The 22635-nt window shown below is 69.1% G+C and carries 19 protein-coding genes and 3 pseudogenes; 12 read left to right on the plus strand and 10 right to left on the minus strand.

Going from position 1 to position 22635, the window contains the following annotated elements; genetic code table 11:
* Nucleotide 1 precedes the first annotated feature (1 nt).
* The 3 genes from ACFY04_RS33195 (at nucleotide 2) to ACFY04_RS33205 (ending at nucleotide 3747) form a co-directional block, all read left to right on the plus strand.
* Nucleotides 2-1027: a hypothetical protein gene (locus ACFY04_RS33195; protein ID WP_389122578.1), complete on the plus strand. Its 1026-nt coding sequence runs from the start codon at nucleotides 2-4 to the stop codon at nucleotides 1025-1027.
* 23 nt (nucleotides 1028-1050) lie between these two features.
* Nucleotides 1051-1749 (plus strand): hypothetical protein, encoded by a 699-nt coding sequence (locus ACFY04_RS33200; protein WP_389122580.1) that lies wholly within the window; start codon nucleotides 1051-1053, stop codon nucleotides 1747-1749.
* 726 nt (nucleotides 1750-2475) lie between these two features.
* A complete protein-coding gene (locus tag ACFY04_RS33205; protein ID WP_389122582.1) occupies nucleotides 2476-3747 on the plus strand; it encodes a helix-turn-helix domain-containing protein in 1272 nt (423 codons plus the stop codon).
* On the opposite strand, the gene ACFY04_RS33210 is transcribed toward ACFY04_RS33205, so the two are convergent.
* Nucleotides 3699-4358 (minus strand): hypothetical protein, encoded by a 660-nt coding sequence (locus ACFY04_RS33210; RefSeq protein ID WP_389122759.1) that lies wholly within the window; start codon nucleotides 4356-4358, stop codon nucleotides 3699-3701. The two genes, ACFY04_RS33205 and ACFY04_RS33210, sit on opposite strands and share 49 nt — an antisense overlap.
* Nucleotides 4359-4502: 144 nt before the next feature.
* Between ACFY04_RS33210 and ACFY04_RS33215 the strand changes: the two are divergent.
* The 7 genes and pseudogenes from ACFY04_RS33215 to ACFY04_RS33245 form a co-directional block, all read left to right on the plus strand.
* Nucleotides 4503-4892: pseudogene (locus ACFY04_RS33215) on the plus strand (hypothetical protein); the annotation flags it as partial.
* Nucleotides 4893-4948: 56 nt separating this feature from the next.
* A pseudogene (locus ACFY04_RS33220) lies at nucleotides 4949-5326 on the plus strand (amino acid permease); the annotation flags it as partial.
* Nucleotides 5327-5725: 399 nt separating this feature from the next.
* Nucleotides 5726-6484 (plus strand): amino acid permease, encoded by a 759-nt coding sequence (locus ACFY04_RS33225; protein WP_389122584.1) that lies wholly within the window; start codon nucleotides 5726-5728, stop codon nucleotides 6482-6484.
* Entirely contained in the window at nucleotides 6379-7122 is a 744-nt protein-coding gene (locus tag ACFY04_RS33230; RefSeq protein ID WP_389122585.1) for a hypothetical protein, read from the plus strand. The genes ACFY04_RS33225 and ACFY04_RS33230 overlap by 106 nt, the downstream gene beginning before the upstream one ends.
* A gap of 108 nt (nucleotides 7123-7230) precedes the next feature.
* Nucleotides 7231-7539, plus strand: a complete 309-nt coding sequence (locus ACFY04_RS33235) for a hypothetical protein (RefSeq protein ID WP_389122587.1) — start codon at nucleotides 7231-7233, stop codon at nucleotides 7537-7539.
* Between the two features lie 206 nt (nucleotides 7540-7745).
* Nucleotides 7746-9509 carry a DUF4118 domain-containing protein gene (locus ACFY04_RS33240; protein WP_389122588.1) on the plus strand — a complete coding sequence of 588 codons (1764 nt, stop codon included), beginning with the start codon at nucleotides 7746-7748 and terminating at the stop codon, nucleotides 9507-9509.
* Nucleotides 9510-9524: 15 nt separating this feature from the next.
* Nucleotides 9525-10271, plus strand: a complete 747-nt coding sequence (locus ACFY04_RS33245) for a sensor histidine kinase (protein WP_389122589.1) — start codon at nucleotides 9525-9527, stop codon at nucleotides 10269-10271.
* Nucleotides 10272-10317: 46 nt separating this feature from the next.
* Here ACFY04_RS33245 and ACFY04_RS33250 read toward each other — a convergent pair whose 3' ends face one another.
* The 7 genes from ACFY04_RS33250 to kdpF form a co-directional block, all read right to left on the minus strand.
* Nucleotides 10318-10878 carry a hypothetical protein gene (locus tag ACFY04_RS33250; RefSeq protein ID WP_389122591.1) on the minus strand — a complete coding sequence of 187 codons (561 nt, stop codon included), beginning with the start codon at nucleotides 10876-10878 and terminating at the stop codon, nucleotides 10318-10320.
* Between the two features lie 111 nt (nucleotides 10879-10989).
* Nucleotides 10990-11214: a hypothetical protein gene (locus ACFY04_RS33255; RefSeq protein WP_326594038.1), complete on the minus strand. Its 225-nt coding sequence runs from the start codon at nucleotides 11212-11214 to the stop codon at nucleotides 10990-10992.
* Nucleotides 11215-11273: 59 nt separating this feature from the next.
* Entirely contained in the window at nucleotides 11274-11783 is a 510-nt protein-coding gene (locus ACFY04_RS33260) for a hypothetical protein (RefSeq protein ID WP_389122593.1), read from the minus strand.
* Between the two features lie 17 nt (nucleotides 11784-11800).
* Nucleotides 11801-13861: a hypothetical protein gene (locus ACFY04_RS33265; protein WP_266448522.1), complete on the minus strand. Its 2061-nt coding sequence runs from the start codon at nucleotides 13859-13861 to the stop codon at nucleotides 11801-11803.
* Entirely contained in the window at nucleotides 13861-14184 is a 324-nt protein-coding gene (locus tag ACFY04_RS33270) for a hypothetical protein (protein ID WP_326586606.1), read from the minus strand. Before ACFY04_RS33270 ends, ACFY04_RS33265 begins: the two co-directional genes overlap by 1 nt.
* A 409-nt stretch (nucleotides 14185-14593) precedes the next feature.
* The gene (locus ACFY04_RS33275) at nucleotides 14594-17164 is read right to left on the minus strand and encodes an ATP-binding protein (protein ID WP_389122596.1); all 2571 of its coding nucleotides are present in this window, start codon (nucleotides 17162-17164) and stop codon (nucleotides 14594-14596) included.
* A 2-nt stretch (nucleotides 17165-17166) separates the two neighbouring features.
* The gene (gene kdpF, locus ACFY04_RS33280) at nucleotides 17167-17256 is read right to left on the minus strand and encodes a K(+)-transporting ATPase subunit F (RefSeq protein ID WP_326586603.1); all 90 of its coding nucleotides are present in this window, start codon (nucleotides 17254-17256) and stop codon (nucleotides 17167-17169) included.
* 210 nt (nucleotides 17257-17466) lie between these two features.
* Here kdpF and ACFY04_RS33285 point away from each other — a divergent pair, with 210 nt between their 5' ends.
* Entirely contained in the window at nucleotides 17467-19029 is a 1563-nt protein-coding gene (locus ACFY04_RS33285; protein WP_389122599.1) for a Na+/H+ antiporter, read from the plus strand.
* A 55-nt stretch (nucleotides 19030-19084) separates the two neighbouring features.
* Here the strand turns inward: ACFY04_RS33285 and ACFY04_RS33290 are convergent, their stop codons facing one another.
* The gene (locus ACFY04_RS33290) at nucleotides 19085-19897 is read right to left on the minus strand and encodes a GNAT family N-acetyltransferase (protein ID WP_389122600.1); all 813 of its coding nucleotides are present in this window, start codon (nucleotides 19895-19897) and stop codon (nucleotides 19085-19087) included.
* A 577-nt stretch (nucleotides 19898-20474) separates the two neighbouring features.
* Here ACFY04_RS33290 and ACFY04_RS33295 point away from each other — a divergent pair.
* Nucleotides 20475-20903: pseudogene (locus ACFY04_RS33295) on the plus strand (response regulator transcription factor); the annotation flags it as partial.
* Nucleotides 20904-21585: 682 nt separating this feature from the next.
* Here the strand turns inward: ACFY04_RS33295 and ACFY04_RS33300 are convergent.
* On the minus strand, nucleotides 21586-22392 hold the full coding sequence (locus tag ACFY04_RS33300) for an SDR family NAD(P)-dependent oxidoreductase (protein WP_389122602.1): 807 nt from the start codon (nucleotides 22390-22392) through the stop codon (nucleotides 21586-21588).
* Nucleotides 22393-22635 lie beyond the last annotated feature (243 nt).

A 22635-nucleotide genomic window follows, 5' to 3' on the forward strand; every position in this document is an offset into this window, starting at 1 on the left:
CATGACGTTCATGGAGAAGCATCGGTTCGCTGGCAGCCACACGGAGAAGACGGTCCTGAAGCTCGCGTGGGAGGGTGAGTTCTTCGGTGTGGGTCTCTTTGAAGAACTGACCAAAATGTATCCCGAGCATGCCGACGAGATGACGGCGTGCGCGACGATGGAGTGGTTCAACACCCACTACTGCGAGCCTTTCGCCCACGAAGCCGGCATTCACGTCACCCTGGAGACAGCCGAAAAACTCGGAAGGGCCGGAGCGGCGCTCGCGCGGCACTTCAGCACGTTCGAAAGCCTCGCGAAGGCCACGGTGGAAGAGACCAAAGAGGTCGATCCACTGTTCAAGCGTCTCGGCAAGGGCGCCGGCACCCCCGAGCTGAAGGCACTCGGAGATGACCTGCTCGACCACGAGAACGCGTTGCGGGACTGGATGCGGTCCGAGCTGGACGGGAAGTCAGACGGCGCCGCGAAGGTCTTCGAGTACCTCGAGCGTCACGGGATCACGCGAGAGGACGCCGTGACCCCGCGGGAAGACAGGGAAGACTCCGCAGGGGATCAGCAGCAACTCGTCCTGGCGTTCTTCGACAGCGAGGACGAAGCCGACCAGGCCGCAAAGATGCTGAGGACCTGGGAGAAGGCCACCGAGTACATGAAGGTCGATGCGATCGGCGTGCTCGTCAGGGACAAGCACGGCAATCCCAAGCAGCACAAGCTCGGGAGGAAGGCCGGCAAGCGAGGCATGGGGGTCGGCGTCGCACTGGGCCTGGTCGCGGCGATACCCACCGGCGGCCTGTCCCTGGCCGGAGGTGTGCTCGGCGGCGGAGCCGGAGGCGGGATCATCGGCGGGTTCTTCCACAAGGGCCTGAAGATGACCGAGGAGGAAGCGGCGCGCATCGCCGGCAACCTCGACGCGGGTCATGCAGCGGTGGGTGTGCTCACCTGGGACTTCGAGACCGGGGCCGTGGCACAAATGCTCAAGGAACTGGGCGGTACACCCCAGGTCCACAAGGTGGTCAAGGTGACGGCGGATTAGGCTGAAGATCAGAGGAGTGGGTGATGACCGCTTCTGATTCCGGCCTTGGGGCGACCCCGCCGAGCGGATGGGACGCTCGCCTGTACTGGCGGTGGATCGCTTACAACACGATCGCGTTCCTCATCGTTCTGACCGTCGGTTTTGTGCTGGCGCTGTTGGGCAGTGACGTGCTCCACCTGAGTCTTGCCAGCCACCATGTTTTGGTGGCGCTGCTCGTGGCGACGCTGGGAGCCGTGCTGTTCGGCGGTGTTCTGGGGGCACTGCAGTGGCTGGTCGTGCGGGAGCGGGTGCCCGTGCCGCGCAGGGCGTGGGTCACTGCCAATATCGGCCCGGCGCTGCTGGCCTGGTTGCTGGTGATCATGCCTGCCGTGATCAGTGCGCAGACCTCTCACAAGAATGTGTCCACGGCCTACCTGTTGGCAGCGAGCCAGAGCCTGGCCCTGGGGCCCCTGCTCGGCTTGTCGCAGTCGCTGGTGCTCCGCAAGGTCACCAGACGATGGAAATGGTGGATCGGGGCCAATCTCGCCTCCTGGCTCATTGTCGATGCCGCCGTCTATCTGCTGTCGCGGTTGTCCGGCGACCTCGACGTCCTTAGCGGTGACGGATCGGTCATCGAGATCTACCTGGCCCTGATCGCCACGACACCGCTGACCGGCCGGGCTCTGCTGTGGGTACTGGCCCCCTCGGCCCTGGATGTTCCTCAGGCACCAAAGCCACCATGACCCGAACCCCCCAAGCGGGTGTTGGACTGTGCCATAGGCGTGCCACTTCATGCGGTCCACCACAGTCAACGACAGTTCGCCACCGCCGAGATGGGTCACCGGCCAGCGCCGCCCCGACTACCAGTGGCTGGTGGGCGTGGTGGAAGCCAGGTCGGGTACCGGTCCCAGAGAGGGAAGTCGGCCGGCATCGCCCGCCGCGTAATGTCGCCTGTGACCAGGTCGCGGATCGCGTCGATGATCTCCCGGTGACAGTGGCCCTCCGGCTGCCAGCCCCTCCCGGTCATCCAGGTCGGCACAGGCAACAGGTCGCGCACGGTCGCCCATTCCGGATCCGTCATGTCGGAGGGATAGGCCCGCCCGCCCGGGAGCGTCAGCGACGTTCCGTACAGGCGCGCGAGGCAATCACACAATCCCGGCAACGGAGTTTTGACTCCGCGGACATCGGCACACAAGGCTGCGACACCGGGGCCTCTTTGTTGCTCGTGGGGCTTCGACACCCACGAGCTGTGCAGGATGCCGCATCTCTATGCCAGGGCCACCGGAAGACCACCCGGGCGGGAACCCTCGTTCGATCGCCAAGCGAACTGATCGGTAGGACAACTGCTTCTGAGAGCGGAGTCATGCCACAGCAAGCCCGACGAGTTCGACGCGCATGGAGGTGTTGCTGACGCACAGGCTCCATCACCAGTGCGTGTCACGTGACAGCAAGGTGTCTAGAGTTAGCGCATGACCAGGAACCGGGTTCCGATCTGGCCCGACAGGCTGCGTAGGGCGCGGAAGGCGAAGGGGTTGTCCCAGACGGATCTGGGTGTCTTGATCGGTGCCGATGTCTTCCGCATCACGAGTTATGAGACTGGCAAGAGTGCTCCCTCCCCGAACCGATTGATGCAGCTAGCAAGGGTTCTGGAGTGCGAACCGTCCTACCTCATGCAGACCGATCCGGACTCCTTCCTCCTGGCAGATCTCCGCATGAGCGCAGGGTTGACCGCAGCCGAAGTTGTCGCCATGTGTGGACCCCTTCTAGGTCGAGTTGCCGTTCCCATCTCGCGCCCCAGACTCTTGAGGGCGGAGAGAGGAGAGCTGCCAGCTTCCTGGGCCTCGCCGGATGCGCGGAACCGCGTACAGGCCGTTCTCGCGCATGTTTATGGCGTCCCGGTGCGAGCGGTGATGGATGCCTGGGTGCTCACACTGTCTCGCTCCGAAAAGTCCGGCGACAACAGTGGCAGCGGCAAGAGTTCGAGATCCGCAGTCCCCGTGTCCCGCCCTGCAACGACGAAGGCCGCGAAAGCCTGGGTCGCCCTCAACGACCGGCAACGTACATACCTGAGGGTGATCTTCGAGGAGGATCAGCGTGCCGAGCGCCGAGCGGAGAGGGCAAGTGCGAACCGTAAGAGCCCTGGTCCGGCTGCGCGATGGCGGCGGCTCGTCTTCTCGGTGCATGGGGATCTCCCGGCCGACTACACCACGATTCAGGAGCGTCTCCGGACGGAGGGTGAGCACGACACCGCCGCAGGGTCGACGCTGCGGGCCTTGACACGGCGTGGGCTCATCGAGACGGAGGAGGAGATGGTCACGGTCCCCGACTGGGGAATCCTTCGCCAAGTGATGGTGAAGGTGACCCGTGCTGGCCGAGCCTGCGTGCGCGCCGGCCTGGATATTCCCCCCACGGGGCGCCCCCCGAAGCACCTGCTTTCGGCATGGCTGTGGGAGAAGTTGGTGATGCTCGCGAAGGAAGGAGACGAGGGCCTTCCCGAGCGGATGTTGGGAAAGGCCCGCATGTACCTGGACTCCGGGAAGATCCGGGGCGGACACGCTGCCCGCGGGTTTATCGCTTCCTACCCTGTTTACGCTGGCGCGGACGACACGGGCCCTGTCGGCGAGTACTGGTGGTTCGTCAACGAGGCGGGATGGGAACACATTCGCGCATACCGCACAGAGTATGAACGCCTCTACCCCCAAGTGGAGTTCACTACCCCAGAAGGTGAAGAAACCGCCTGATCGGCGGCATTGTCAGTGGCGGCCTTTAGGGTTCGGCCGTGACTCATGACATGCCAGCACGGCACATGACTGACCAGGAGGCCCGGGAGCGGGTGATGAAGGCGGCCGCCCGTGCTGTCCCGGCCTTCACCGCCGGCGACGGGGAACCCACGAAGCGGCTCCAGACCCTGATGGATGCCCATGGCGAGATCCTCGCCGCCCGGGGCCCCGCGCACCCTTTGACGTTCTCCGGTTTCTTGGACTCCCTCACTGGCGACCTCGCCGGTCTCCTTCCAGCGGGTGTCGAGCCGGAGGAACTGGAAGGGGTCCATCTGATCGACCCCGACGGGTACCCCGCCGACGAGCTGTTCGATATCACGTACGAGCAGCAGATGGTCCTGGACGCAGTCAGGCATAAGACCCGGCGCGACGGTTCGCCCCCGACGATCGAGGAGCTGGACGGGGAGCTGGATCAGGTCATCGTCAACGAGGTGCTGCGGCAGACCGGCCGACAGGGCGACTACGTGAACGGCCGGCGGAGCCTGTCGACGGTGCCGTCGGGGACGGAAGAGGAGATCACGGAGCTTGGTCTCCCGGCTCGGATCTTCCAGTTCTACGAGCCGATCGATCACGCGGCCCTGTTCGAACAGTGGTGGTTCGCGTGTCCGTTCTGCCGATGGCCGATGAAGGTAACCGTCCACGGGCGCCCCGGGGAGCGGATGGGCCGGGTGCGGTGCCTGTATCCGGCGCACGCCGAAACACTCGGCGCCCACTACATGTTCTCCATCCCCGAGGTCGGTGCGCCCCCGGTACTGCTGCCGACGCTGGACGTACCGCGGCTATCGGCGGAGGCGAAGGTGCTCGCCCCGGAGGTGCGTGGGGAGATCCCGGTGGCGGTCCCGGCCGCCGGTCACTGGGCGCTCAAGCGTGGACCGTGGCGGTACACCACGGTTCCCGGTCTCACGGAGATCGCCCTGTTCGAGGTATTGCGGGAGCGCGGTGTCCAGGTGGACCTCTGGCCCGGTCTGGACAGCTACGACATCAGAGCGGTTCCCGCAACGCCCTCTGGTGAGAAGGTCGAGTTCAGGATCGACATCAAGGACTTCACCTCGGGCTTCCTCCTGGGGGAGAAGATCCGACGCGATAAGGGCGACAAGGGCGGCGCGAAGTGGATCGTCGTCCCGGACTACCGGCACACCCAACTCCCGTACCTGCGCGGGGTGTGGCGATGGCCAGGGACCGGCACCTGCCGCACGCCCTGGCCGCCGTCCACCCCCGCAATCAGGTGCCGCACCGGGCCGAGCTCGTCGTCGGTGCGGTCGTTGCGGTGCTCGCCGCGACCGCCGACGTACGCGGGGCGATCGGCTTCTCCTCCTTTGGCGTCCTGGTCTACTACGCGATCGCCAACGCCTCCGCCTGGACCCTCACAGCGGCCGAAGGACGGCCGGCGCGGATCATTCCCGTGGTGGGGCTGGCAGGCTGCCTGGTCCTGGCCTTCGCCCTGCCGGGCTCATCGGTGATCACCGGCGCGGCGGTCCTGGCCGCGGGCGCCGCCGCGTACGGGATCCGCCGCACGATCACCGCCAGGAACGAGAAGTAGCGGTAGGCGCGACGCGCCCTGGGTACGCAGGAACCGGCGGTGTACCGGCGCCACGCGGGACGATGTCGCCACCACCACTCCCGGCGGCGAAAAGGGGCAGCCTCCCAAGTCTTTGCTCAACTCCTGGCAGCCGAAGCTCACCGCGACGCACGCCTGAACCGCACCGCCGACCTGACGACGACCGGACCAGCCGTGGTCACCGGCCGCTGACTGGACGCAGCCATGCGGCTGGCCAGCGGGCTCAGCGTTCAAGTGCCCTGTCAACACAGCGGATTTCGGCTCTTCGTTAACGGACTTCTGACGTAGTCTTGACGACTGGTGTGCCGGGAAGTCTGGTCGGCGGTCAGGAGCCATGGGCCATTCCGTGGGCTCCGGCTCTCGCCCTGAAAGGCATCCCTCATGACCGCCATACAGCAGCCCGCTGCGCCTGCGCCCCTGCCAGGCGGGCCCGGCCGCCGCAGTCCGCGCCGCTCGGTCCTCTTCTTCGCGTTCGCCTTCGCCGTGATCGCAGATCCAGTCTCCTCCGTCGCGTACGCCATCGAGGCGGCGCTGCGCGCCCTGCACGGTGATCTGGCCCTTCTGCTGCCGACGATGTCGCTGGTGGTGGGCCTGGTCGTGGTGGTCACCGCCAACTACTGGCAGCTGGTGCGCCGTTTTCCCAAGGGCGGTGGGGCGGCGGCCGCGGCCGGGCGCGCGTTCGGGCCGCGCTGGACGTTCGTTCCGATCGGCGCGCTCGTCGTCGACTTCGTCCTGACCATCGGGATCTCCATCGCGGCCGCCGCCAGCGCCGTGATCGCCCTCTTCCCCGCCGCCGCGCCCTTCCGTGTCCCGCTCGCCCTCCTCCTGCTGCTGGTCGTCGCCGGGCTGACCTGGTTCGGACACGGCGGGCGGCTGCTGTTCGCCGTCATGACCGTGCTCTTCGTACTCGTCTGCGTCGTCGTACTCGTACGCGGCTTCGTCTCGCCGCACGCGATCGGTGAGGCCCCGGCCTCGACCGACCCGGGCGCTCCTCCGCCCTCGCGGTCGTCCTCGCCTTCCCCGTTGCAATGGCCTTGGCCACCGGCATCGAGGCGCCGTCCACGGCCATCGCCCAGCTCGGGCAGCTGGACGACACTCACCGCCGCCGCTTCGGGCGCGGCACCCTTGCCCTGCTTCTGATCATCGTCGGGGGCCTCACCCTGGCGCTGACCGCGCTCGCCGTACGCCTCCACATCGGCATCCCGGGCAAGGACTCCACCCAGATCGCCGACATCGCCCACGCCGCCACCGGATCCGGCTGGCTCTACGGAGCCTTCCAGCTCACCAGCTCCCTCCTGCTCCTCGCCGCCGCCAGCTCCTCCTTCCAGGCAGGCCCCGGACTCCTCAAGGCCCTCGCCGGATCCCCGGAACACCCGGGCGTCCTGCCGTCAGCGCTGGGCCGGACGAACCGGCACCACACCCCGTACTGGTCCGTCCTCGTCTACCTGGCGGCGGCGGCAGTGATCATCGTGGCCGCGGCAGGGGAGGAGCAGGAACTCGTCCTCTTCTACGCGGTCGCGGTCTTCGTCAGCTTCCTCGTAGGGCTGATGGCCATGACCCGCTTCGCCCGTACCGAGCGCAAGCCCGCCCTCGCCTGGCTCAATGCCATGGCGGCCGTCGCGGTGGCCTTCACCCTCCTGGTGAACCTCCTCCGCGGCTGGCCCGTCCTCTCCCTGGTCGCCACCCTCGCCATCGGCGGAGCCTTCTACCTCCGCTGGGTCCGAGCCGGACGTCCTTCCGGCATCGAGGACGTGGAAGCCCGTGTCGAAGCCGACTGATCCGAAGGGGTCAGAACATCGACCACGATCCGCAGGCCCGGTCGGCCGGGCCCTCGTACGGCCCACAACAATCACCCATGGCACACACCCACTGAAAGGAGCGCCCGCATGGGGATCCGTTACGGCATCGGTGCACTGATCGCTGTCACAGCGCTACTGCTCGCCGGCTCCGGCATCGCCACACTCAGCAGGGGCTGGCTGCTGCCCTGGCAGCGGCGACACATCGTCCGCGTCAGGCTTTTCGGCTGGGCGCAACTCCTGATCGCGATCGCGCTGGGCACCCAGCTGATCGGTCTCCTGGCGGTCGATTCCGCCTACCGCACCATGTTCACCATGCCCGGCACCGTGGTGTTGCTGTTCGCCCTGGTGTTGATCACGCGTGCGCAGCGTCCGAGAGGCACAGGCCAAGGAGGCTGAGCCCGGGGACGACGGTCCGATTCGCTGCCTCGCCGCCGTCCTCGACACCGTGTGTGGGGAAGCCATGCCGCCCGAGAGCAGCCGTTTCTCGTATCGGGGCGTCTGACCGGCGATCCTGCGCGCGGATTGCGAGCGCGGGAGCGCGGTTGGGCGCACCATGGGATGCGGGGGCCGAGGGGGTGTGACGAGCGGGCAGGAGCCCGTCGATGGCGCGTGGGCGATTGCGGATCTACCTCGGGGCCGCCCCGGGGGTGGGAAAGACGTACGCGATGCTCAAGGAAGGGCAGCGGCTGGCCTCGGCCGGTGCTGATGTGGTCGTCGGTTTCGTCGAGCCGCATGGGCGACGGCCCACTGCCGCCCTCGCCGAGGGGCTGGAGATCATTTCCCGGCGCGCCATGAAGTACCGGGAGGCGAGCTTCACCGAGATGGACCTGGACGGGGTGCTCGCCCGCCAGCCGCAGGCCGCCCTGGTCGACGAACTGGCCCACACCAATGTGCCCGGCTCCCGCCACGCCAAGCGATGGCAGGACGTCGAGGAACTCCTGGACGCGGGGATCGACGTCGTCACCACACTCAACGTCCAGCACCTGGAGTCCCTGGGCGACGTGGTCCGGCAGATCACCGGTGTCCCGCAGCGCGAGACCCTGCCCGACGAGGTGGCACGCCGCGCGGACCAGATCGAACTGGTGGACCTGCCGCCCGAGTTGCTGCGCCGACGCATGCTGCACGGCGAGATCTATCCCTCGGACCGCATCGAGGCCGCCCTCACCCACTACTTCCGCGTCGGCAACCTCACGGCCCTGCGCGAACTCGCCCTGCTGTGGCTCGCCGACCGCGTCGAGGAAGGACTGCAGCGCTACCGCGCGGAACACGGCATCACCACCCCCTGGGAAACCCGCGAGCGCATCATGGTCGCCCTCACCGGCGGCCCCGAGGGAGACACTCTGATCCGCCGCAGCACCCGGATCAGCGCCCGAGTCCCCGGCAGTGAGCTGCTGGCATTGCACGTCGTACCGAGCGATGGCCTCCCCCACGGCGATCCGGCCACCCTCGCCGCCCAGCGGGCCCTGGTGGAGTCACTGGGCGGCAGCTACCACCAGACCACCGGCGACGACATCCCCGAGGCGCTGCTTCAGTTCGCGGAGGCCGAGAACGTCACGCAGATCGTGCTGGGCGCGAGCCGCCGCGGAAGGCTCTCCACGTTCCTCCGCGGCGGTGTGGGGCACCGGACGATCCGGCGATCCGGCCCCATCGACGTACTCGTGATCACCCATGAGCACGCCGCCGGCTCGACTTCCGCCCTGCGACTGCCGCACCCGAGCCGCGCCACCGGCCCACGGCGCTTCTGGACGGCGATGCTGCTCGCGGCGATCATGCTCCCGGGCCTGACCGCCCTCCTGGTTCTCCTGGGCGAGCACGTGGATCTCTCCCTTGCCTTGGTGCTCTACCTGCTGGCTGTTGTCGTGGTCGCCCTGGTCGGTGGCCTCGTTCCCGCACTGGTGGCCGCTCTTGCCGCGGGACTGCTCGCCGACTATTACTTCACCCCGCCGATGCACTCGTTGCGCGTCCAGCACCTCGCCGACGTCATAGCGCTGGTGGTGTACGTCGTCACGGCCGTCATCGTCGGCATGGCCGCGGGTGCGGCCGCACGCAGCACGTACCAGGCCGTCCGCGCGAGTTCCGAGGCCCGGGCACTGAGTCGGCTGGCCACCGCCATGATGCACGGCCAGGACCTGCCGACCTTGCTCGAACAGGTACGGGAGGACTTCGGCCTGGAGGCGGTGAGTCTGTTGGAACGCGATACGGGGCATGCCGCCGAGCCCCGCTGGTACGTCGTCGCCAGCACCGGCGAGGATCCACCCGAGCGCCCGTACGACGCGGATGTGGACAGCCCCGTCGGCGACGACCTCACCTTGGCTGCCCGAGGGCGCCCGCTGAGCAGCGACGACCAGCGCGTACTGGGAGCGTGAGCGGCCCAGTTGGGCATGGCCTACTCGCACGGCCGGCTTGCTGCCCACGATGCCGAAACGGGCCTGCGCGCCGCAGCCGAGCACACCAGGGCCTCGCTCCTCCTCACCGCGAGCCGCGATCTGCGCGGCCCACTGCGCACAGCCGACGAAGCGCTGGATGGCCTCGGCGTCGGCGTCGGCACGGATACGAGGGAGAGCCGGAACCTCGCCATAGCCCGGTCGTCGGTGCGGCGTGCGGTCCAGCTTCTCTCGGATCTCGACGAGTTGAGCCGCCTGCACGCCGGGGCGCTGGATCTGTATCTGCGACCGGTCGATCTCGACGAGCTGCTGACCGCCGTTCTGGACGACTTGGGTCCCGGTGGCCATACGATCCAATGCAGCCTGCCGGAGCTACTGCCTGACGTGATCGCCGACGCGGCCGTGTTCACGCGCGTGCTGACCGCCTTGGCGGCCGAGGCCCAGCGCCACAGCCCGCCGGACCGGCCCGCGCGGCTGACAGGCAAGACCCGGTCCGGTCAGGTGGAAATCCATATGACGGACGGCACCAACGGCGCTGTGCAGGGCGCGGAATGCGGCACACATCCGAGTCGCACGCCGGACAGTCTGACACTGCGGATGTGCCGTGACCTCACGGAGACCATGGGGGGCACCCTGGAAACCGCAGCCGTCGGCCCCGGCTTTCCCGTGACGCTCACGCTTCCGGCGGCGGCCTCCCGGCGGCCGATCACCCCGTCTGCGCCCTCCCCGGCGGAGGATCAGTGACTCGCGTCAGCCACTGCCCGGGTGCACTGAAGTCACCGACCGTTGATCACTGCAGGCCTGAGACCTTGAAGACTGTGAGGGCCGTCTCGCGGTCGATACGCGATGCCAGCCGGCGCAGGGCGATCTCGCCGCGCAGCAGAGTGCCGCGCTGGATCGATGTGCGGGTGTCCGTGTCGAGGCGGTTCCACATCGCGGGATTGCGGGCCAGGACGGTCGGATCGATCTCGACCTGGCTTCCCTCCGTGTCGCGGAGGATCATCCGCTGGGCCACCCCGTCGGACCACCTGACCGAGACGAGGGAGTCGGTGCGGACAGTGTGTTCCACCAGCAGTCCTCGGGCGCTCAGCAGACCGGGACCTACGGAGATTTTGGACGGCAGCAGGATCACGAAGAGGAGGGCGGCCAGGCCGGTCCAGAGGGCGCCGCGGGTCGCGTCGAGCTTGCCGAAACCCGCGTCCATGGCGAGCAGGGCTGTGCAGAGGAGGGACGCGACACCGATGGCCGAGCGCCTCTCGCCGGCCCAGTGGATGTCGTGTGAGAGAGGCCCTGGATGCTCCGAGGCTCCGGCGTGCGCGCCGGTCTCGGACTGAGCGAAACGTCGTCCCATGGGGATGACGTTAGGGCCGGTATGAGCCTGAGCACCGGACCCTGACGCACCGCTGATGTGATGGCTACGGCATTCTGACGGGGCTCCGGTCCGAGGCCAACCCCAGTCCGTTTAGTGGCCTGGCGGGCCGGTGGTGACCGGCGCGGGCTTCCACGGTGCGGGGGCAGGCGATGGCTCGAACGGTCCGGCCCGGTTGGCCATGAGGATCAGCATCGTCCCGACGACGAGCACGGTGAGGACGATGAGGGCGAGCCCGACGGGGTTGCGAGGGTTGTAGTAATAGCGGTTCGTTCCCCACTTGCTCCGCTTGAAGACCGGTTCGTGGTCGTGATGCACAGGCTGCGTCCTACGTCGAAGGGTATGGGGCGGCGCGGATTCCCCAGCGGCCGTTCCGGTCAGGACGTGCAGCCCACTGCCTTCTGGGCCGCGGGGAAGTACACGGTCATGAGACGGGTGAGGGCCTCACGGCGTGCGGGTACGTCGGAGGCCTTGATGGGCGGGTAGATCTCGACGACGAACTGGCTGGGTTTGCCCTCGTAAGTGCACCGTGCGACCGCGACGGCCATGGAGTCGGCAACGCGGGCAGCGTCGCCCACGTCGATCTGTGCGGGATCGCCGGAGCTTGCCAAGCGCTGTCCGATGCCAGCCATGACGTCTTCGTCCGCCGTGGTCACGTCGCCTTTCACAGTCAGGACGGTGTTCTTGTCCACGGTCAGTTCGCACCGCGGAGCGTGCGGCCTGGCTGAGTACGTCGACTGCTCCAGCTTGGCGCCAGGCGGAAGCAGCGGTGCGATGAGGGCCGAATCGACGGCCACGCCGCATATGTCGCCTGGCAGCGCGTACTCCCTGCCCTCGCTGCACCCGGTCACTGCGATCAGTGCCGCGGCCCCCGCAGCGGCCATCATGGCCGTGCGCAGGCGCCTCACGGGGTGCCTGCCAAACCCTTGGCCGAGACGTTTCCCGTCACCGCGGACGTGTTGATCTCCTGCTCCAGCGTGCGCGGAGTGTAGGAGTGCCCGGGGTTCGCCTTGGCCCATTCCTCGGAGAGCGCCCTCAGCTGGTTCTCCCGGTGCGTGAACGTCTTCGCGTTCTGGTCCTGGACTCCCGCGTCGATCCGCGCCTGTTCGTCGAGCTGCCACTGGTAGGCGAGGGCGTCGACACCCCGTTGTGCTATGTCGCCGACCACGGGGATGAAGTTGGCTGCTCCGCCGAAGCCGTGGTAACGCCACTTGGCTTCCCACGTGGGGTCATCCTTGTCGGTCTTGAGGGCCTGGTAGCGGGCCTCTTCGAGGAAGCCGACCGTACGGCCCGCATTTTGCAGCGTCTCGTTGGGGTCACGCGGGTGCTCTGCGTGGATGTCTTTGATCATTTCTCGGTTCATGGCCTCGTTGAGCATGCCGTAGGAATTCTGGTCGCGGGAGACCTGCTTGCTCACCTCCAGGAGGTGGTGGCGGTCGAGCTGGCGGGGGTCGTCCGGCGTGTCCGACATGGCGCTGGCCGAGTGGTGTACGACATCGCTGTGGGCGGAAAGGACCTTGGCCATGTCGTCGCGCATCTCGGAGGGGAACTCGTCGCCGCGCTCGGAGAGGTACTTCAGGGAGCGGTCCAGAACCTGGCGGTGTTCAGGCGTGAGGTCGTCGGGACGCGTTGTCATGTTGTTGGGGTCGACTCCCGTGGCTGCAGAGACCAGGGCGGCGCCCGTGGCCTCCCGTGCGGCGTTGCCGTCCTTGGTGTTGAGGGGCGTGTCGTCGAAGGTCTGCCGGTCGCCGAGGACGTACTGGGCGTTGTCGGTGGGCTGGGTGGTGTTGAAGAACTCCGTCGCCGCGTTCGGGCTGGCGGCCAGAGCCGTCATGAAGCCGGTCAGGGGGTCGCGGCCGAAGTCCTCGCCGATGAAGTTCATCTTGGGGACAGGGGGGACGCCGCCGTTCCAGTAGTTGGCGGGGAGCTTCATCTTCTTCTCGGTGGCGACGAGGGCGTTGCCGTATTCGTTCAGGAAGCGGTTGTCCCAGTCGCCGCTGCGCATGAGGTTGCTCATCACCTGGTAGCCGTAGACCTGGCTGCCGCGGGTCTGGACGCGCTCCTCGCCGAGCTTGACCATGTCGTTCTCCCAATTCCGCATGGCCGGGCTGTCGGACTGGGTGGCGCCGGCCAGGGTGAGGGAGAGGTTGCGCTGGAAGTCGCCGAGCTGGTCGTGGCGGGAGCGCTGCAAGGTGCCGCCGTCGGAGGGGTCGGCGAGGTCGGCCCAGAAGTCGAGAAGGCCGCGCGGGCCGATCGTGGTGGCGAGCTTCTCCTGGAAGAGGCGATCGTCCTTGTACTTGGCGAGATCGCGGTTGAGTCTGTCGAACTCCTCCGGGGACATGTCGTCCCCCTTGGTCCCCATGAGTTTCGCGATCCGGTCGGCGTCCTTCATGGCGTCCGCGGCGCGGTCACGGTCGTAGTACGCGGCGTCGGAGAACCCGTACGGGGTCTGGCCGACCAGCATCGTCAGAGCCTGTGCCGCAGTCGTATCGCTCTCGGTCGCCCCTTCCAGGATCCGCTGTACTTCGTCGCGCAGGGCGGTGGCGTCGGCCTCGGTGTGCTCGGGCACAGTGGCGCCCTTGGCCGCACGGTCGGGGTGGATGTTCATCGTGACGGTGAAGCCGCCGCCCGTCGGCACCACGGTCAGGTTCTTTTCGAGGCCGCGTGAGATGGCCTCGTTCAGCCGCTTCTTGTAGTCGACGAGCTCGCTGTGGGTGTCCCGCAGGATGTTTCCGATGCTGGTGGCCTCGGTGGCGGCGTCGCTGAATTCCTTGGCGGTCTTGCCGATGAACTCCCGGGTCACGGTCGCGTTCACGCCCGCCCAGTCGGCCTTGGCCGCCTTCCCGCCGAGGTCGCCTCGGGCATCCGACTCCAGCTCCCACAGCTTCGTGGCCATGGCCGTCCAGTCGGCCACCGCGGTGGACAGCTTCGAGAAGTCCGCGAAACGCAGTGCGTCCAGATCCATCAGTGCTGCGCCCTTTCCTCGAAGCCCTTGTCCAGCTGGGCGAACTTGAACTGCGTCGCGATCCGGTACTCGTCGCCGGCATGAGCCTTCTGCGTGTAGTCCAGGTGGTTGGAGATGTGGGCGCAGGCGTCCAGCAAGGTGCCCACCTGGTCGTGCCACTTCTCCGCGACCGTCGAGAGGGCGGCGCCCAGGGCGAAGTCCTTCTTCAGCGTGCCTGCCGCCTCGTGCGTGCTCGTCTTGGCGTGGTCCCCGTCGGTGCCGAGCCTCTGCCGCAGTGTGAACGCCGCGTCGCCGACCGCAGCCAGGTCCTTCTGGGCGACCACCAGATCCCCCTGTGGCCCCGGTCCGCCGCCTCCTCCGGGATCCAGGTGATTGAGCCGCATCGCAGTCTGGTTCCGGGCAGCCGCTGACCTGAGCTCCGCCCATTCCTCATCGAATGACATAAGACCCCCATGGTGAAAATGACGTAACCGGACCGGACCGGACCGGACCGGGCCAGGGTTCAAGGTGACCGGCGCCGCGATTCCGGTTCAGGTGAGATCGATGGCTGGAAGTGCCCGGAGGCTCTCTCGTTGCGACGGCAGGACGACCGTGATGGTCTCGCCGCACACGGCGTAGAGGCCCTGTGCCGCGCGGTGCGCTAAGCCGTCGTCCCCGCAAACGACCACGTGATGGGCGTGATAGCCGAGTCCAGCTCGCAGGTGGAGAGTGCGGAAGGATGAGGACATGCGATCAGGACCGCCCTGCTGTCACAACGGTGGCAACGGGCAGGGACAGGACCATGGTCAGTCCTCCTCCCGGGGTGTCCTCGGGGGTGAGCGTGCCGTCCATCGCCTCGGTGAGTCCCCTGGCCAGGGCGAGCCCGAGCCCGAGTCCGGCGGTGTTGTCGCGGTCGCCGAGGCGCTGGAAAGGCTCGAACGCGCGCTCGCGGTCGTCGGTGGCGATCCCGGGGCCGCGGTCGGCGATCCTTATGTCGACCCGCCCGGCCAGGGCGCTGGCGGTCACCAGCACCGGGCGGTCCGCGGGTGCGTGGCGGACCGCGTTGCCGACGAGGTTGGCCAGTACCCGTTCGAGCAGGGGCGGATCGGCCTGAAGCGCCGGTACCGATTCGAGGTTCTGCACATCGATGGCGGGCCCGCTCCCGGGCGTCAGGTCCAGCGACTCCAGTGCGGCCGGCAGGACCTCCTCCAGCGTGGTGGCCCGCAGGTCGAGCGTGAGCGCGCCGGCTTGCAGGCGGCTGAGATCGAGCAGGTTCTCCACCAGGCGGTTGAGCCGGTTCAAGGACACCTCGGCGGACTCCAGGAGTTCCGCGCGGTCCTCGGCGGAGAACTCGACCTCCTGGTTGCGCAGCGAGCTGACCGAGGCCAGCGCCCCTGCCAAGGGGGTTCGCAGGTCGTGGCTCACGGCTCGGAGCAGGGCGGTGCGCAGGCGGTCGGCGGCCTTGATGGGTTCGACCTCGGCGGCGGCCTCGGCCAGCCGGGCCCGCTCGACCGCCGCGCCGACATGCGCGGCGAAGGCGGCCAGCACGCGTCGCTCGGAGGACGGCAGCGTACGACCGCGCAGGACGAGGAAGGCTTCGTGCCCGGCCGCCACCGCAAGGGCGGGGCCCGCCTCGCGACGGGCGGGACGTCCGCTCTCCGTTCCCGGACCGATGTCGGGCGGTTCGGGAGTCAGTTCGACGGTGTCCATGCCGAACGTCTCCCGTGTACGTTCCAGCAGGGCCGGAATCGTCTGGTCGCCTCGGATGATGCTGCCCGCGAGCGACGACATCGTTTCCGCTTCTGCCGTGGCCCGCGCGGCACGGCGGGAGAGGCGCAGGGACCGGTCCGCCGCGGCTGCCACGGTGGCGGCGACGACGGCGAAGACCACCAGCGCCAGCACACTGTCCGGGTCGCTCATGGTGAACTCGCCCACTGGCGCCATGAACCAGTAGTTGAGGAGCAGGGCAGCGGTGAGCGCCGCGATCAGAGCGGAGACCACCCCGCCGATGCAGGCCACGCCCACGACGGCTACGAGGAACAACAGCGCCTCGCTGGTGAGGTTCAGCGTGCCGCGCATGCGGTCGAGCGTGAGGGTGAGCAGTAAGGGGAGCAGCAGGGCGGCCACCGGTCCGGCGATGAGGCGGGACGTGGGGAGCGTACGGCGGCGGGAGGGGAGCAGCCGGCCGTGGCCGGCCCGCTCGTGCGTGACCATGTGGACGTCGATGTCCTCCGACAGCGCCACGACCGTGTCGCCGATGCCCCGGCCGGTGAGGAATCGTTCCAGCCGACGGCGGCGGCTCGTACCGAGGACCAGTTGGGTGGCGTTCTCCGCCATGGCGAAGTCCACCAGGGCGGTGGGTACTTCGTCGCCGACGACGGAGTGGTAGCTGCCGCCGAGGCCTTCGACGAGGGCCCTCTGTCCGGCCAGCGCCGCATGCGAGACGCCGACGGCGAGCCCGTCGCTCCGGGCGACGTGTACGGCGAGCAGTTCGCCGCCGGCGGACCGGCTCGCGATGCGTGCCGCGCGGCGGATGAGGGTCTCACCCTCCGGGCCACCGGTGAGAGCCACCACGACCCTCTCCCGGGTCTCCCAGACGTCCCCGATGCCGTGCTCGGTGCGGTACTTGTGGAGGGCTTCGTCCACACGTCCCGCCAGCCACAGGAGCGCCAGCTCCCGCAGTGCGATGAGGTTGCCGGGACGGAAGTAGTTCGCCAGCGAGGCATCGATCCGCTCCGGCGGATAGATGTTGCCGTGCGCCATCCGGCGCCGCAGCCCCTCGGGCGGTATGTCGACCAGCTCGATCTCGTGGGCGCGGCGCACGAACTCGTCGGGTACGGTCTCCCGCTGCGGCACCCCGGTGATCTTCTCGACGACGTCGCTGAGTGATTCCAGGTGCTGGATGTTGAGCGTGGTGACGACGTCGATCCCGACGGCGAGGATGTCCTCGACGTCCTGCCAGCGCTTCGGGCGCCGCCCGTCCCCGGGGACGTTGGTGTGGGCGAGTTCGTCGATCAGTACCACCTGCGGCCGCCTGGCGAGCAGAGCCTCCCCGTCCAGTTCGGCGTACCGGCCACCGCGGTACTCGCGGGCGGCCGGTGGCAGGGTCTCCAGGCCGTCGAGCCTCGCTTCGGTGTGCCGGCGCCGGTGGCACTCCACGAAGCCGGCCACCACATCCGCGCCACGGGCAGCCCGGCGGTGGGCCTCGTCGAGCATCCGGTACGTCTTGCCGACTCCGGGGGCCGCGCCCAGAAACACCTTGAGCCTGCCGGGGGGAACGACGGGCCGCCCCGCCTCCGGGGTGGCCTCTCGCGTGAATGCCATCGTCAGAACTTCTCCGGGAAGAACAACGCCAGGACCAGATAGCCGACCAGACACACCGCGACGATGACGCCTACGACAGTTTCCGTGCTCACCCGTACCCGACTCCTCCGTGCGCCCTCGACCTCACCAGCGAACACCAGTGACGCAATGAGGAGAACGCCCCTGACGCACTCCTGACGCCCCTCCGCCGGGACTTTGACGGTGCATTGACGGCCAGGAGGCCGATAGGGTGAAGGCGGTGTGCCGGGAAGCCTGGTCGGCGTCGCGGGCCGCGTGGCCTGCGTCGACTCGGTGGGGGCGTCATGCGCAGTGTCGGTACGGTCTTGTTCCTCGTGGTGCTGGCCACGGTCGTGGCCACAGGGGCCCGGCGCTGGCGGATTCCCGCGCCCTCACTGCTCGTTGTGGCGGGCCTCGTCGTCGCGCTGACACCAGGTACTCCGGAGATACGGGTCAGCCCCGAAGTGATCGGTCTGGTCGTCCTCCCGCCCCTGCTGTACGCGAGCGCGGAGGAACTGTCCTGGCGCGAGCTGCGCCTGGTGTGGAAGCCGGTCAGTGTGCTCGCGGTCGGTCTGGTGCTGGCCTCGGCAGCCGCGGTCGGGGCCGTGGCGTCGCTGCTCACTCCGTTGACCTGGCAGATGGCGCTGGTCCTGGGTGCCGTCCTCGCGAGCACGGACCCGGTCGCCGTCACTGCCCTCGGCCGCCGCCTCGCCCTGCCACCCCGCGTCCAGGTCCTGGTACAGGCTGAGAGCCTCTTCAACGACGCGACGTCGCTCGTGCTCTTCCGAGTCGCGGTCGTCGTAGCCGTGGCCTCCGCCGGGGTGTCCTGGCAGGCCGCGGGCACCGAGTTCGCGCTGCTCGCCGGCGGCGGCGTCCTGGCCGGGGGAGTGGTTGCGGGTGTGGTGGCTCTGATCCGCCGCAGGACCGAGGACCCGGTACTGGAGACCGTCATAGCCCTGGTGACCCCGTACGCCGCCTACGTGCTGGCCGAGGAGGTGCACGCGTCCGGCGTGACCTCGGTCGTGGTGGCGGGCGTCGTGCTCGGCGGTCAGGCGGGCCGGTTCACCAACGCCCGCATCCGGATCCAGCTGCACGCCGTCAACGGCACCGTTGTCTTCCTGTTGGAGAGCGTCGTCTTCAGTCTCATCGGCCTCACCCTGCCCGGACAGGTCGCGGCGCTGACCGATGCCGACCGACTCTGGCCCCTGTACGCCCTCGTCGTCGCCGCGACCCTGATCGCCGTGCGCCTGCTGTGGGTACTGCCGCTCTCGGTCATCGTCCAGCGCAGTGCGGGTACGCAGCCCTCTTGGCGGGTGCCGGCCGTGCTGACCTGGGCGGGCACGCGCGGCGTCGTCCCGCTGGCCGCGGCTCTCTCCATCCCTGCCGCGGCGGACGACGGCAGCCTGCTGGGCCAGCGCCCGCTCGTCCTCGTACTGACCACATCGGTGGTGGTCGTCACCCTGGTCGCCCAGGGCTTCACCCTGGCCGATGTGGTCCGCCGCTCCGGCATCGCCCTCGAACCGGACCACACCGAACGCGAGGAGGCATCCGCCCGGTGCAGCCTTGCCGCCGCCGGGATCCGGCGCCTGGACGAGATGTCCGACATCGAAGCCGTACCGGACGTCGTGGCGGACCGTTTGCGACGCAGCCTGCAGGCCCGCCTCGACCATGCCCGCGACCGCTTGGATGAAGCCGACCTGGCGGAGTCCGCAGACCATGTCTACCGGCTGCTGCGCCGCGACCTGATCCGGGTGGAAGCCGTCGAACTCCAGCGGCTGTACGACGAACACCGCATCAGCGACACCACCCGCCAACGGCTGCAGCGCTCACTGGACCTGGAGGAGGCGCGGCTGGACCTGGTGACCTGAGCCGTGCTCCCCAGCGCCGACGCCGTGCGTTGCGGAACGGGCACGGCGAGCCCGGCTACGCGGGTACTGGCGTTGCCCGGGCCTCGGATGCCACGGCGCGTCCGGTGGCGTGGTGGACGTATTCGCGGGTCAGCCGGAAGCCGGCCGTCCAGGCCAGCAGCCGGCTCGGCCGGTTGTCGCGCGAGCAGCACCAGCTCGCCGTGTGTCCACGGGCCTGGATGTCGGCCGTCAGGCCGGCGACACAGGCCAGCGCGGTGGGGGCCCCTCCCAGCGGTAGCTGGGGGAGTTCGCGGCGGCGATCCGGCACGGTGACGACCGCGATGTCCTCGTAGGCGCTGCCGAGGAAGTAGGTGCAGGCGACGGACAGGATCCGGCCCTTGGCGAATGCGGCCCAGCCGTGGCCGGAGGCGGCGAGGCCGCCGGGTCCGCCCCAACTGGCGTGGATCCAGGCGTTCCCGGAGTGCAGTTCGGCCAACGCCGCAGCGTCCCCGGACGTCAAGCGTCTCACCGTGACGCCGCGCGGCGGGCGGGTGAGGGTCGCAGGGGCCTGGTAGACGTACAGCATCCGTTCCCAGGGGACGACGCGCTCGAAGGCAGGGCCGAGCGTGGGCCAGAAGCGCGCGGGAGTTTCGACGTACTGGCCGGCGAACCGCTTCAACGAGTCCGGTGCGAGGACGCTCGGGTCGCCGCGCAGCAGCACGTGGTCCGCGCAGCTGACGGCGAGAACACGGGGCTGATCCGGGCGGTCGGCCCACCAGTGGCCGACGCCCGTGGTCAGCACGTGCTCGGCGAGGGCGCCGGGACCGGGCGAGCCCGTGGGGAACCAGCGGCTCAGGGCCGGAAGTTGCCGCGGTGCGATTTCGATCACGACGTTCTCCAAATGGTGCTCGGCTACGAGAGCGGGGAGGCGGGGCCCATGCGGGCACGCGGGTCCGATCGCCGACCGGGCGGGCGAACGGGAGGAGGCGAAGGGTGAGGCCCCGCGCCGACCCGGAGCGGGGGCAGGCGCGGGGTGAAGCGGCCGCCCGCGCAACGGGCGGGGCGGGCGGCCGCGGATGGGGCGGTGCGTCAGCGCACCGGCAGGTGAACAGCGTGCGAGGCCGGGCGCACCGTATGCGGCGGTCGGTCGTCATGGCGCAGAGCGCTGTTCACATCGCTCATCCAACTGGTTCACTAGGCGGGGCTCAAGGAGGTATGCGAGTCCTTGACGCCGCTCTGATGAGGAACGTTGACCCGGTCGTACGCGGCTCACGCCCCGCCCGCCGGGCGAGTCGTGGCGTAACAAGGGCGTCAAAGTAGCGCCCACGGTCGTATGGACGTCGTCAACGCCTGCCGAGGCGGCCGATAGCCGCTGTTTCCTCCAGTTGACTGCCCTGTCCGAAGCTCGTCAGCAGCTCACGACGGCCGGATCTCCAGGGGACGTACGACAGGAAGGCGGCACGCCGATGACCCGGGTGCTGGTGGTGGATGACGAACCGCAGCTGGCTCGGTTGCTGGTCATCAATCTGAAGGCGCGGAAGTACGAAGTGGACTCCGCCCAGGACGGGGGCGCGGCCCTGGACGCCGTGGCGGCGTGCCGCCCGGACGTGGTCCTGCTCGACCTCGGGCTGCCGGACATGGACGGCATCGATGTGATCAAGAAACTGCGTAGGTCGTCGAAGGTGCCGGTCCTGGTGGTCTCCGCCCGCCACGGCTCCGAGGAGAAGATCCGGGCCCTGGACGCGGGCGCCGACGACTACGTCACCAAGCCTTTCAGCATGGACGAACTGCTGGCCCGCCTGGGAGCCGTCATCCGCCGCACGCCGCGTCAGGAGCCGGCCGCCGCGGAGGAAGCGGTGGTCGAGACCGACGAGTTCACCGTCGACCGGCCTGCCGCCGCTTTCCCGGTCGCCGCCGGTCTGCCGACGGCGTAGTGGGCGTACTCCAGCTCGGGGCGGAAGCCGGCGGTCCAGGCGAGCAGGCGGCCGGGGCGGTTGCCCGCCGAGCAGGTCCAGCTGGGCTGAGAGCGCGCGTGTCCCGGGCGGTCAGCCTGTGTACGGTCACCCCCCTGGGCGGCCGGGTGGCGGGCACGGGGGAGCGCTTGACGTACACCACGCGCTGCCAGGGCGCGACCCTGTCGAACGCGGCCCCGATCAGCGGAAGGAAGCGGCCCGGTGCCTCGATGGAGCGGTCCGCGAAGACCCTGAGATCCGTCGGCGTCAGGGCCTGCGGGTCTCCGCGCAGGAGTACGTGGTCCCCGCACTCGGCGGCGATCACGCGCGGCTGGATGACGCGGTCCACCCACCAGCGGCCGGCCTCGGTGGTCAGTACGTGCTCGGTCAGGGCGGCCGAGCCGGGGCCCCGGTGGGGAACCAGCGGACGAGCGCCGGGAGTCGGTGGGACGGCAAGTTGATCACGAGGGTTCCTGTCGGGACATGGAGGCGGGGCGGCCCGGTTCGGTGGGCCGCCCCGCGGATGGGGCCTATGGCTAGCAGGAGGGCTTGCTGCCGTGGTTGGAGCCCTTCTTGCGGCGGGCCCTCTTCTTGCGTGCGCGCTTCGACATGTGCGGGTATCCCTTCAGGCGGTGTGGCCGACGAGGAGGTCGGCGAGCTTGTTGAGGCGCTTGATCGTGCGGTCCTCGGTGGCGGCGGCGGCCGGGGCGACGCGCTCGGAGCGGTCGTAGTAGGCGCCGTTGACGATCTCGGTGGCCGGGTCGCAGAGACGAACGACGTGCTGGGCGCCCTCGGCGGCGGATTCGCCCTCGTTCCCGTACAGCGGCAGGAGACCGGTCGCGCAGACACCGGGGTGGACGGAGACGGCGGTGACGCGCGGGTCGGAGGCGAAGACGGTCAGGGCCAGCTGCGACTGCGCGTAGGCGGCGAGCCGTGAGTAGCGGCGCTCCCGGTTCGGGTCGCTCCACTGGATGGCCGCGGTGCGGTGGAGGGAGGAGGAGACGTTGACGACGCGCCCGCCGGGGTCGGTGGTGAGGGCGGATTCCAGGAGGTTGGTGAGGAGGTAGTGGGCGAGGAAGTTGACCTGGAAGGCGACCTCGTTGCCGTCGACGGTGAGCGTGTGACGCTCGGGGGCTGCGATGGCCGCGTTGTTGACGAGTACGTCCAGGCGCGGGTGCTCCCGTACGACGGCGTGGGCCAGGTTCTCGACTTCCTCCAGGCGGGCGAAGTCGGCGGCGAGCGGTCGGAGACGGGCGCCGTCCACACCGGCGGTGGCAACGAGCCGGTCGGCGGCGGCCTGGGCCTCCTCGGGTGTGCGGCCGTGGAGGAGGACGGTGGCGCCCCGCTCGGCGAGCTGGCGGGCGGTCTCGCAGCCGATGCCGGCGGTGGCGCCGGTGACGAGGACGGTACGTCCGGACAGGGAAGAAGACATGTCGGATTCCTGGAAGCAGGCATGGCTGACGCGCCCGGCGCCCCGGCGTCGGCAGGGGCGAGGGCTCAGGTCATGCGGTGAAGGGGAGGACGCGTACGGAGCCCCGGCCGGAGTCCTTCGGGACGCCGGCGGCGGGTGGTACGCGCAGGACGCGCGGCCGAAGTCAGAGGGCCGGGCGGACAGCGGGCGCTGTCGGCTGCACCTGATTCGGTGGCCGATCGTCGTAGCGCGGACCGCTGTTCA

It is taken from the genome of Streptomyces sp. NPDC001549 (assembly GCF_042894025.1).
GTDB classification, from domain to species: domain Bacteria; phylum Actinomycetota; class Actinomycetes; order Streptomycetales; family Streptomycetaceae; genus Streptomyces; species Streptomyces kutzneri.